This window comes from Shewanella hafniensis, assembly GCF_019655335.1.
GTDB classification, from domain to species: domain Bacteria; phylum Pseudomonadota; class Gammaproteobacteria; order Enterobacterales; family Shewanellaceae; genus Shewanella; species Shewanella hafniensis.
Genome location: NZ_BPFD01000057.1, coordinates 19,817 through 30,890, shown reverse-complemented (window position 1 = coordinate 30,890; position 11,074 = coordinate 19,817). Strand labels below are relative to the sequence as shown.

Here is an 11,074-nt window from a genome sequence, read left to right as displayed (position 1 = left end):
TTGGAGGTACTCAGGCGGCCTGATTATCAAATCACGGAGAAAGAATTGCTGGCGGCCTGGGTATTATTCGCCAATCAGTTGCTCAAATATGGCTATGCTATGGCTGATTTATGAGGGGATCCTTCAGTGCCGTGTTTGCGTTATTCATGTGAATGAGCGCTTAGACGGTAGTTCTCTGGTGTTATATTGATCATTCGGTCAGTTGATTTCGAAGTGATAGTGGCAAGGCTAAATCGTTTGTGCCCTAAAGTAAGACAACTGCGTTACGCGCATTTCGCATTAATTGTCATTGCTTCCCCTGTAACTCATCGCTCTTTCATTTTTAACTTACTTGTGCCAATCTCATTCTGTTTAAGTCACTCTCAAACAAAAACATCGGCCTAAGCCGATGTTTTATATCTACTAAGATGGTCGAACGTTAGCTGATTAAGCCTCTTTGAACGTGCTCCAAATGGGCGCGTGATCTGAGGGTTTATCTATGCCGCGAAGATCGTAATCGACATCGGATTCGACTAAACGTGCTGCCAGTGAAGGTGTTGCTAAAATCACATCAATACGCAGGCCGCGGTTGTCATCGAAACCTTTGCTGCGGTAATCGAACCAAGAATAACGTTCGATGCGCTCTGGGTGTAATTGACGGAAAGTGTCGACTAAACCCCAGTCTTGTAAGGTTTTTAACCACTCACGCTCTTCCGGTTGGAAGCTACATTTACCCGTTTTCAGCCATCGCTTACGATTGACTTCACCAATACCTATGTCTAAATCGGTCGGCGAAATATTGATATCACCTATGATGGCGATATCTTCATCGTTGCTGTGGTTTGTCTGCAAGTAGTGCATTAAGTCCTGATAAAACTTACGTTTAGCAGGATATTTTGTTGGGTGGTCTATGCTTTCGCCCTGGGGGAAATAGCCGTTGAATACGGTTAACGGACGACCATTCGCTTGGGCAAATGTGCCGATAATCATGCGGCGCTGGGCATCTTCGTCATCGGTTGGAAAACCTTTTTGCAGCTTTTCTGGCGCGACTTTAGACAACATAGCAACGCCATAGTGGGCCTTGCCGCCGTGGTAATGCACTTGATATCCCATGGCTTCGACGTCGGCTAATGGAAACGCTTCGTCGTGCACTTTGGTTTCTTGCAGGCCGATAATGTCGGGCTGGTGGCTGTCGATTAAGGCTTGTAATTGATGCAAGCGCGCGCGCAGACCATTGATGTTAAAGGACACTATTTTCATTAGGGCAGGACTCGTTTGAAAGGTTTAACGACCACGCTTTTATACACGCCCGCTTCGATATAAGGATCGGCATCGGCCCAGTGTTTTGCTGCCACTAAGGATTCAAAATCGGCGACAACCAGTGAACCACTAAAGCCAGCATCACCTGGGTTTTCGCTATCAATGGCTGGATGTGGGCCAGCGATCAGTAAACGACCTTCATCGGCGAGGGCTTGCAGCCGAGCTAAATGGGCAGGGCGAGCGGCTAAACGTTTTTCTAAACTGTTCTCAAAATCTTGAGCTGAAATCATATACCACATTATTTGAGTTCCTTGCGTTGATCTTCGGGAAGGTGTTTATAAAGATAAAATACGGTCAGGACAGTATTAATTAAGGTTAAAGCGGTTAAACCAAACACTTTAAAATTGACCCAAGTTTCTAATGGCAGACTAAAGGCTACATAGATATTGACTAGGCCACAGTTGGCGAAGAAGACGACCCAATACCAAGTTACGCGGGCCCAAATCTTGTCTTCTACTTGCATTTCTTTGCCTAACATCGACTTTAATATCGATTTATTGAGCAATTGGCTGACACCTAAGGCGATGGCAAACAAGCTGTAGATGATGGTTACTTTCCACTTGATAAAAGAATCATCGTGGAACACTAAAGTGAGTGTGCCAAACACTGTCACCATAGCAAAGGTGATTAAGTGCATCTTTTCAAGTTTCTTATATAGCGCATAGGTCACGATCAATTGAAGCGCGGTAGCTGCGATCAATGCGCCGCTGGCGATATAAATATCGAAAAATTTATAGACAGCAAAAAAGATGACGAGGGGCAGGAAATCAAGCAGTTGTTTCATAATTAATCGTGTTAAAGAGACATGGGCTTGAGTGTAGCATGTGCAACATAAGGGCAAAAGCATCATGGGCCTAGGATTGCGATCTTGCCCATTAAACCAATTTAATCTTATAAGCTAGCTTCACGTTTGCTTGGCGGCGTTGACATTAACCTTTGAGCGACTTAACAGCGGGCAATCGTGGCATTGGCCAGTGTTGGCGAGTTGATACCTTAAGCAGCAAGTACGGCGAATGCAGTGGATTTTGGGACTCGTTGAGCTCGATGCTGTACTCGTTGCTATTCTCGCAATAGTGTTCTGTGTTGTGCTGTCTTGCTCTGGTTCGATGAGTAAGTTAATGCTGTTATACAGCGGATTTGTGCTGCCATCTAAAAAGGTCGTGCGGCGAAACAGGGCTTGTTTCAATTGCTGACTGTGCTGCTCAGTGAGTCCCAGCTCCCCAAGATACCAGTGGATAAGATAGCCTAAGTGGCTCCAATATAACTTGGCGGGTACAGGGCTCAGAGTGAGCAGGCGCTCAACACTCGGCTGCAGTAAGTTTAAGATAAAACCTTGTAGGACAAGTTCTTTATCAACTGACGGCTTATATGGGCTTAATGGCGAGTGTACCTCAGTGTCTATCTTGATACTTGGCTTAGTGTTGGTTTGGGAAAGTGGCTCGATGCCGTGATGTTTTTTAAAGGTCAAAGCGGTAATTGGCTGGCATTTTGCGATTTTAAATTCAAATTTGGCCACTCGGCCACTGGGGTGTACCTGCATAAACACGGATTGTGGCTGCCAGTGAAGAGTCTCTACATCGGTTTTTGGGGCGTTGAAAATCCACTCCATCATAGGCGGAACTAAGAGGCCGAAATACCATTGGCTCCAAAGTGAATGCAGTGCTTTGCGAGTGTCTTTTCTACTGGGCACAGCGTTTTTACTGACCAAAGCGCTTTTACTGGCGAAAGCAGGCGTTCGGCTGGTTGCAGCTGTTTTATCCGTCTCGGTTTCGTTTTCGGTTTTAGTTTCAGTCTGATTTTCGGCGCTAGGGTGCGCTATAGCAAAACGCGCAATGAGTTTTTGATAAGTATCGGCGCAGCTCCATTCATCGAAACTGAGTCCCGTGGGTGAGGTCGTTGCGCTAAGGTGCTCGCCATAGAAGGGCGCCCGCTGATGTAACAGCTGATTGAGTGTCAAAATGGTGTGATTCAAACCGTCGTGGTTGAGCGAGGTATCGCGCAATAGTTGCAGTCTGGTGTCTCCTCGTTGGCTTGCCATAATGACTCCTTAATGGCTGTGATTGATTGCCGCTGTGATTGATAAGCCCCGCTATTATTGATAAGTCCAATAGTTGAGGACCTTGTGAGCCCAAGATTTGGGCTCACAAGGTTTTTCGAACTATCTCAATAAAAGTCTGACTTAGAAGCGATAGTCCAAGGTTAAGCTGGCACTGCGCGGCGTACCGTATTGGAATTGGCTGTATTGACCGACTTGGCTGTAGTAGGTTTTATCTAAGGCGTTGTGCAGGTTGGCGCTAAGCTTAAGTTGCTCGGTGAAGGCGTAACTTGCCATCAGACTCGCCAGTGCATAGGAGCCTTGCTCTACTTCGACTTTGCCAAGTGGCGAATTAACCGTTTGGTAGACTCGGCTCTGCCAGTTAACCCCCGCACCAATTTGCAATTTATGCCAATCACCACCAAAGGTATAAGTGGTGAAGAGTTTTAACTGCTGACGTGGCGAGATGGTACTGATGCGTTTGCCTTTAGGATCTTCGCTAGTGAACTGGGTGTAGCCTAAGTAAACATTCCAGTCATCAGTGATTTTACCCGTCGATTCAAATTCGAATCCCTGTGTTTTTGTACCGTTTACGCCTTCATACACTTGCGTTGTGGTTCCTGGGATCACATCGCCAGTGCTGACTCCAACATTGTCTTGCCTGATCTCAAACACCGACAGCGACATATCTAAGGCCTCATCGAATAGACTCGCCTTAATCCCGCCTTCGTAGTTTTTCCCTTTGACCGGTTCTAGGTAGCTTTTATCGATTCTTTGCTTAGTTTGCGGTGCAAAAATGTCGGTATAACTGGCGTAGAGCGAATATTGCTCGGTCAGAGCGTAAGTGAGGCCGAAGTAAGTAGTGAGTTCGTTACTGATGTTGAAATCGTACAGGCTGCCAAAGTTATCTTGGTCGGTTTCCCACTCATTGAGACGTAATCCGACGAGGACAGCTAAAGCATCGCTGAGATTAAGCTGAGTCGCCACATAGGCTGCACTCTGTTTGGTTTCACCAAATGAGCCAGTGGTATAGGCCTCCTTCCATTGAGGTTTAGGATATTGGAAGTTTGGATCGCGAAAATCCCCCAGTGGTGGTACTGCAGCAGTTGGGTAATAATAGGGATTGGCGAACTCTTGTCGCTGACCATTCCAGCCAAACATCAATTGATGTTCCTGACCAAAGAGCTGGAATTGTCCTTCGGCGCGTAAATCCACATTGTGTTGGGTGCGACTGCCGTCGACATAGGCGATAGAGCCTGCTGTTGCGCCGATATTGGTCATAGGATCGGGATAGCCCGTGGCCCATAGCACATCGAACTCAAGTGAGTTGTCGCCATAGGTGTAAGTCCCTTTTAGGTTCCAGCCATTATCAAATCTGTGTTCGAGACTTGCAAAGGTGTTGAGGCCCTGGGTATGCGCCGAGCCCCAATCGGGCGCCGTTGAAGTGGCGCGATCATAGTTAGTGCGGCTGCCGTCACTGTAAAATAGCGGTAAACCGCCCGACATAGTACCGCTCGGTGTGGCATCTTGGTAATCAACCCCTAAGGTGAACAAGGTGCTATCGCCAATATCGGTTTCGACTATGCCGTATAAGGTGGTGCGCTGTTGCTCGTATCTGTCTTGGAACGAATCCTTATCCTGATAGGCGGCCACTACGCGACCGCGCACCGACCCTGAATCATTTAAGCCGCTGGAAACATCGACCATACCGCGCACATTATTCCATGAGCCCACACTTACCGATGTGCTGCCCATAAACTCTTGGGTCGGGCGTTTACGGATAAGGTTAATGGCCGCCGAGGGATTACCGGCTCCCGTCATGAGTCCCGTCGCGCCGCGTACCACTTCAACTCGCTCATAGATGGCGGTGTCGATGAGATTATCCCCATAGTTGAAGCGGGTGTCGTAGGTGGTGGGCACGCCATCGTACAGTATACTGGTCACGGCAATGCCGCGGGCACTAATGCTGTATCTGTCGTTATCCATAGGGCGAGCATTGATCCCGGCAACGCTGGTCATGGCATCAATCACGCTATTAAGCTGTTGATCGTTCATCATTTGGCGGGTGATAGACGTGACCGACTGCGGCGTTTCTAAATAGGATAAATCGAGCCCTGTCGCTGTGTTCATCGCTTGGGTTTTATAGCGATTGTCATGTAAATCCTTAGCGCCAATGACATTGATGATTTCAATCTCTTTTTGGTGCTTCTTGGTTTTACCATCCGCATCCACAGTGTCTGCTACGGCATGGGGCACACTGGCTAACATGGCTGAGCACAGCAATAGCTTTGGGTTAACGAGGGCTTGTCTGCAGACGAGTGCGATGCTGGAGAGAGGGAAAGTCTTCATAATGGTGATCTTTAATTCCATTTAGGTTGGGGTTAAATAAAGCGGGCCAACAAGTGGCCCACACAAACGTTTCGTCAAGTTTCAGAAAGTGTCGGGTCTATTCGCTATATTGCGCGTTAACGTGTTTTCGGCTCAGCGCTGCCAAGTTTGGGGCGCTTAAAGGCATGGCTTTGCCTAAAGGCCGCCAAGGGATTGTCGATACCGCCAGCGAAGCGTAGGTTTTTCTCCCTGTCGGCGAGATCTATCATTTGTTGGTTGTTATTCAATTGGATACGATTAAGGCAGGTGCGTACAAAGCTGTCCTTAAACAGATCGTATTGGGCAAACTTGGCGGCCAAATGCGGATGTTGAGCTTGGTAGTCACGTACATTGTCCGCCACTAATTCCCAGAATTGGCTTTCACTGACGCTGGTTTGCTCATCGATCAGCGGTGCTAGATAGCGGAAAATACAGTCAAAAATATCCAATAAGATGTAGTTAAGCTTCATCTCTTCTTCAAGGCCTACCGCAAGGCGTTTTACATCATCAGGCAGCGGCGAGGTGCCATTGAGTACCGCGACTTCTTCGCCTATGTCTTTCATTAAAATCTTGACCGGCACATATTCATCCAGCACTAAGATCAGGTTTTCACCATGGGGCATAAAGACCAGATCGTAGGCGAAAAACGCGTGCAATAAGGGCGACAGATACAAGTTGAGGTAACGGCTCAACCAGTCTTTGGCTGGCAAGCCTGAGGCCGTTATCAAGGCTGAAATCAGCGCTTTATCTTCATGATCCGTGTGCAGCAGGGCGGCCATGGTCATCAAATTTTGCTTAGGCGCAATGTGCGGCAGCGGGCTTTCGCGCCATAGGGCAGAGAGCATTTTTTTGTAGGCGCTGTCTTGGGTGAGCGCCTGCTCGTAATAATGGTGGTGGTAACCTATGGCGGCAATTTCTTTAAGGATCACAAACCCTTGCTGAGTAAAGTAAGGGTCGCTCTCAACCAAGTTCGCCACCCACGCATTAATTTGCGGTGTGCAGCTCATGTAAAGGGGCGACAGGCCGCGCATAAAGCCCATGTTTAAGATGGAAAGCGCGGTTTTGACATAGCACTTTTGTGGCGATGAAAGATTGAAGAAAGTGCGTATCGATTGCTGCACTTGGTATTGCTCATTGCCTTCACCAAGATAAACCAGATCGCCACGGGCGATGTCGCCGGCAAAGACGCGGGCGATTTTTTCACGCCACTGCCAAGGGTGCACTGGCATAAAGTAGAAGTCCTGTGGATCATGCTGCTGCGTTTTAAGACGCTGTTGGAAGTCAGTGAACTGCTGGCCAAGCTCTTCCTTTAGTAACGCGTCGTGACTCAAGTTTTCGAGGGCGGCAAACGTGGTTTTGTTTTTGCGGACTCCAAGCCAGACTAACTGCATCGGCATCGCGCTTTCTGGGGCAAATTGACGGTAATCCTGCATATCAAAACCAATCCGGCCATTATTGGCAATAAACACCGGATGACCTTCTGTCATACCCGCTTCTATGCTCTGATAATCGGCTCGCGCCAGCGTGGCGGCGGGGATCGCCTGATGCGCTAACTTGTACGCCTTGCTGTAGAGGGTGCTAGTGATTTCCTCTAAATAAGTGGGCAGTAAGGTTTCACTGATCCCTAAGTCATTTTTAAGGGAAATGATCAGCGACATCGCATCGAGGGCTTGCTCTTGTCCTGCGACTGAAACGCGGATGGAATCTGCATCGATAGCAAGATGATCGAGCTGATAGTGCCGCGCGCTAAAATAGTAAGTGCTGTCTTTGAGCCTGAGTTCATAGTGGTTAAGCCTCGCCTTTTGCCCGTATAGGGTCGGCGTGATGATTTTCTCGTGGATGAATTCGCAGAGAATTTTCTTCACTAAATGCCGATTAGCCGCTTGCCAATAGGCGGGGGTCAAGTGCTCCGGCATAGAAGTTGAGGTTGTCGACAGCGAAGGGGTGAGTTGATCCGCCGCTGTGTAAGTTTGATGATCCTGCGTTGGCAATGGATCCAGTAGTAAGGCTTTTGTGGGTAAGTTCATCTAGTTCACCTAAAGAGTCGATAATGTCATGGGAGAGGTTACGGGCGCCGCGAGCGTGCTTGGCAGCGCTGAGGTTGTTTGGACTAAGCCCGTCGAAGAGGGCGTGTTCGATGCCAGCTGGCGTTCGGCCGCAGTGCAAAATCCGAGGAACGCGGCTTTAGTGCTTAATTGAATCGCTTTTTCATAGCGAATGCCCACTCGGCTATTTAAGCGATGAATTTTGCTATTGAGTTGATCGGGTTCAACCACTAGGCGGTTAAAGGCCAATTTTTCAAGCACGAGCTGCGCTATCGCATCCATCACTTTGAAGGATAAGCCGCTGATTGGTTTACCATCGGGCGGCGCGATAATCAGATGCATACCGCAATCCCCAGGCGCAACACGATAGTGGTGACCGATTTCATCGTGGGCGGGATCGTAGAGCTCCACCATAAAGAGTGATTTGCCCTGCCACTCACCTATCAAGGCAAACTTATGCTGCGTGGCTGCCATAAGGTTCTCTATGGCGGCGAGATTCAAGCCCTGCATGCCCCAAAACTGCGCGTACTCTTGGTTAAACCAAGACTGCAGTGTTGGCAAGTCTTGCTTGAGATCTAACGCTCTGAACTGGAAACCATTGACGCTTGTAATAGCTGTTAGCTGCGTTAAACAATGGCTGCTGAATTGACTCGCCATTATTGCGCCTCCTTGTTTGGCGCCATCAAGACCGACATCTTGGTTCCCGCGCCTGCGCTCATACTCGAAGTCGGCGTTTGGGTTGGGTAGAGATGCGGCGATGCATCAGCGTTATTGCTGTGTGGAGACGTCTTAGGGAAATGTTTAGGGTTAAGATTCAGTGTGTTAATCGCATTGGCGCCGCAGGGCTGATGATTGGCAAGTTTGGCCGGATCGAAGGTTTGAAAGGCGATGTGTTCTTCAATGTGGTAGGGCGCATAGCCGAGTACGGCCTTTAAGATGATGCCGTTTCGATAACAGCCCATGCCAAGATCCGGTGAGCTTACCCCATGGGTATGCAAACCCACATTTTGGACAAAAATATCCCCGCGAATATCTATGCTGTAGTCGCGTTGTACCGCAAGTTGTCCTGCATCATCGAACTCGATCTGTTGCTTTATATCTTTGATAAATTGAGGTAAACGGTAGTGATAGCCAGTGCCTAATACCACAGCGCCCGTGGTTTGGCTCAAAGGGGCATTTTGTTCTTGATGCTGGAAATGTAATTTGAGTGCATCTGGGTCAGTTTGAATACGGGTTAACGCCACATTGGTCATCAATTGGCACTGGAAATCCGCAATCAAGCGCTTTTGATATAACAAGTCATAGATGTCGTTGATAAGCTCTGCATTAATGCCCTTGTAGAGCGATTTTTGACTGGCGATCAAAGCACAGCGTTTTTCCGGTGTTAGTTCGTGGAAGTAATCGACATAATCTGGCGAGGTCATCTCCAACGTCAGCTTAGTGTATTCCAAGGGATAGAAACGTGCTGACCGCGTCATCCAATTCAGTTGATAGCCATAGGTATCAATGTCTTGCAGTAGATCGTAAAATACTTCCGCTGCACTTTGGCCACTGCCAATGACAGTGATGGCACTCTGACTCTGCAGGTAGGTTTTTTGCTGCATATAGCTGGCTGTATGCATGACCCGCGCATCTTGAATGGGGCAATCCTTTGGCAGATAAGGCTCTGTTCCTGTGCCTAACACTAGCTTTCGGCATTGATAGGTATGGGTTTTGCCACTGCGTCTATCAAAACCTGTGACTCGATAAATACTTTCACCGGCGTTGTAATCCACTTGAGTGACTTTAAAGCCAAATTTTAGATTGCTGAGTTGCTGGCTTACCCATTGGCAGTACAAGTTGTATTCGTGGCGAGGTAAAAAGAAATTCTCACGAATGTAAAAGGGATAAAGTCTACCCGTCTTTTTGGCAAAATTAAGGTAACTGTAACGGCTGGTGGGATCGGCCATAGTCACCAAATCTGACATAAAGGGGGTTTGCAGTCTTGAGGATTTGAGTAGCATGCCTGGATGCCAATCAAAGCTGGTTTTAGCATCTAAAAATAAGCAGTTAAAGCCGTCGATAGGTTCTGATAAGGCGGCGAGGCCAAGATTGAATGGGGCAATGCCGATGCCGAGTAGATCAAAGATTTCGCGATCCATTTCCCTTTGTTGAGTAGTCACTTACGCCTCCTTTGGCAGCATGCTGTTGCGTGTTGCCGATCCAGTAATCAGTTACCTAAGGACGCAAACCAAGTAAATGCGGCAGTCAAAATAGCCTGTTTGGCTATCTATCTTGCTGTGGTTAATTAGCTATGTTTAGCGCAGTCCTTAGGCCATTTTTCCTGCTGCCTCTGTCCCGACAACGGCGAGTAAATTAGCACGTGAAAATATTCAAATGCAAACCATTCTCATTTGGGTGGTGGTGAGTGTTAATACTTTTAACTTACGGATAAGCGGGCTAAGTACGGTTAATAACGTATGTGACGGCAAGATAATTGGCTGGCAAAAAGGCTAAAATTAAGGGGCGTATAATCGAGGGGATTACGAGCATCTTGACTTTTAAGGCTATAAATACAGTTGGTTATATCGATATTTGTGTTGGTTTATTAATCGAGGGGAATTGATTTAGATTGCGGTAATGTCGGCTGAGTCCAATGGGGATAGGTGCCGCTAAACAGTGAGTGTAAATCCATTGTAAAGCGCAGGCTGGAGCCTCGCTGAAGGCGCTGGGTGTGGGTTAGGTTTAAATGGATAGGCTCAGACGCATTGGCCCAGATTTATTGGTTTTGATGAATGAGTTCAGAGGCATTGCCCCCAGATGTATTCGCTTAGCTTGGTATTTTCTCAGAGAGCTATTCGCTTAAAGCTGCTATTGGCTGGAGCTGTAAATAGGGCGGTTATCTCGGCATGGATAGCGGCAGTGCGCGTTTATTAAGGGCATGAACTTAAGCTAGAGCCGTCCTAAGACGGCTTTGAAATGTGGCTGTTAACTCAGAATGCGAGTTCAAAAGGCTAAATCGTAAAGCTAGCGTAAATCGACAAAGTGTCCGGTAATTTTACGCACTAATGGCAACACCATCAGCAGTGTCGGGAAGGCAACCACCCATGAGATCAGCCAAGCACCGAGCCAGAGTTCGATAAACTGCGGTGAAGCGCCAACGCCATTGAAAGTGCTAATTCCAGACACGATACAACTCATTAGAATAGAAAGAAAAAATGGCATTACAACCGTGGCGTACTTGGCTGGTAATTTAGGCGTGCCCAAAAAAGTACGAGGTTTGTCATCGGGCAAAGATTTAGAAATAGTCATCGGATCCTCTATTGGAAATTCATCAGGCGAATGATTT

At 47.7% G+C, this 11,074-nt stretch carries 9 protein-coding genes; all 9 read right to left on the bottom strand.

The genetic code is table 11. The features are described 5' to 3' along the window. Nucleotides 1–426: 426 nt before the first annotated feature. The 9 genes from xthA to K5Q99_RS15560 all read right to left on the bottom strand — a co-directional run bounded on the left by xthA (nucleotide 427) and on the right by K5Q99_RS15560 (nucleotide 11,037). Complete coding sequence (gene xthA, locus K5Q99_RS15600) at nucleotides 427–1,239, bottom strand: exodeoxyribonuclease III (RefSeq protein WP_011847158.1); 813 nt, start codon at nucleotides 1,237–1,239, stop codon at nucleotides 427–429. Further along, nucleotides 1,239–1,538: a YciI family protein gene (locus tag K5Q99_RS15595; RefSeq protein ID WP_006082200.1), complete on the bottom strand. Its 300-nt coding sequence runs from the start codon at nucleotides 1,536–1,538 to the stop codon at nucleotides 1,239–1,241. Before K5Q99_RS15595 ends, xthA begins: the two co-directional genes overlap by 1 nt. Further along, nucleotides 1,538–2,083: a septation protein A gene (locus K5Q99_RS15590; protein WP_220777373.1), complete on the bottom strand. Its 546-nt coding sequence runs from the start codon at nucleotides 2,081–2,083 to the stop codon at nucleotides 1,538–1,540. Before K5Q99_RS15590 ends, K5Q99_RS15595 begins: the two co-directional genes overlap by 1 nt. A gap of 120 nt (nucleotides 2,084–2,203) precedes the next feature. Further along, nucleotides 2,204–3,337: an IucA/IucC family C-terminal-domain containing protein gene (locus tag K5Q99_RS15585; RefSeq protein ID WP_220777372.1), complete on the bottom strand. Its 1,134-nt coding sequence runs from the start codon at nucleotides 3,335–3,337 to the stop codon at nucleotides 2,204–2,206. 141 nt (nucleotides 3,338–3,478) lie between these two features. Then, the gene (locus K5Q99_RS15580) at nucleotides 3,479–5,704 is read right to left on the bottom strand and encodes a TonB-dependent siderophore receptor (RefSeq protein ID WP_220777371.1); all 2,226 of its coding nucleotides are present in this window, start codon (nucleotides 5,702–5,704) and stop codon (nucleotides 3,479–3,481) included. 95 nt (nucleotides 5,705–5,799) lie between these two features. Beyond that, nucleotides 5,800–7,728, bottom strand: coding sequence for an IucA/IucC family protein (locus K5Q99_RS15575; protein ID WP_220777370.1), 1,929 nt, complete (start codon nucleotides 7,726–7,728; stop codon nucleotides 5,800–5,802). A gap of 9 nt (nucleotides 7,729–7,737) precedes the next feature. Continuing rightward, a complete protein-coding gene (locus K5Q99_RS15570) occupies nucleotides 7,738–8,403 on the bottom strand; it encodes a GNAT family N-acetyltransferase (protein ID WP_220777369.1) in 666 nt (221 codons plus the stop codon). Continuing rightward, entirely contained in the window at nucleotides 8,403–9,908 is a 1,506-nt protein-coding gene (locus tag K5Q99_RS15565; RefSeq protein ID WP_220777368.1) for a lysine N(6)-hydroxylase/L-ornithine N(5)-oxygenase family protein, read from the bottom strand. The genes K5Q99_RS15570 and K5Q99_RS15565 overlap by 1 nt, the downstream gene beginning before the upstream one ends. Nucleotides 9,909–10,752: 844 nt before the next feature. Beyond that, on the bottom strand, nucleotides 10,753–11,037 hold the full coding sequence (locus K5Q99_RS15560) for a DUF2798 domain-containing protein (RefSeq protein WP_006082193.1): 285 nt from the start codon (nucleotides 11,035–11,037) through the stop codon (nucleotides 10,753–10,755). Between the last annotated feature and the right edge of the window lie 37 nt (nucleotides 11,038–11,074).

Bases quoted from the DNA above. Each gene is read 5' to 3' on its own strand.
- xthA (WP_011847158.1), bottom strand. From the start codon at position 1,239: ATGAAAATAGTGTCCTTTAACATCAATGGTCTGCGCGCGCGCTTGCAT.
- K5Q99_RS15595 (WP_006082200.1), bottom strand. From the start codon at position 1,538: ATGTGGTATATGATTTCAGCTCAAGATTTTGAGAACAGTTTAGAAAAA.
- K5Q99_RS15590 (WP_220777373.1), bottom strand. From the start codon at position 2,083: ATGAAACAACTGCTTGATTTCCTGCCCCTCGTCATCTTTTTTGCTGTC.
- K5Q99_RS15585 (WP_220777372.1), bottom strand. From the start codon at position 3,337: ATGGCAAGCCAACGAGGAGACACCAGACTGCAACTATTGCGCGATACC.
- K5Q99_RS15580 (WP_220777371.1), bottom strand. From the start codon at position 5,704: ATGGAATTAAAGATCACCATTATGAAGACTTTCCCTCTCTCCAGCATC.
- K5Q99_RS15575 (WP_220777370.1), bottom strand. From the start codon at position 7,728: ATGAACTTACCCACAAAAGCCTTACTACTGGATCCATTGCCAACGCAG.
- K5Q99_RS15570 (WP_220777369.1), bottom strand. From the start codon at position 8,403: ATGGCGAGTCAATTCAGCAGCCATTGTTTAACGCAGCTAACAGCTATT.
- K5Q99_RS15560 (WP_006082193.1), bottom strand. From the start codon at position 11,037: ATGACTATTTCTAAATCTTTGCCCGATGACAAACCTCGTACTTTTTTG.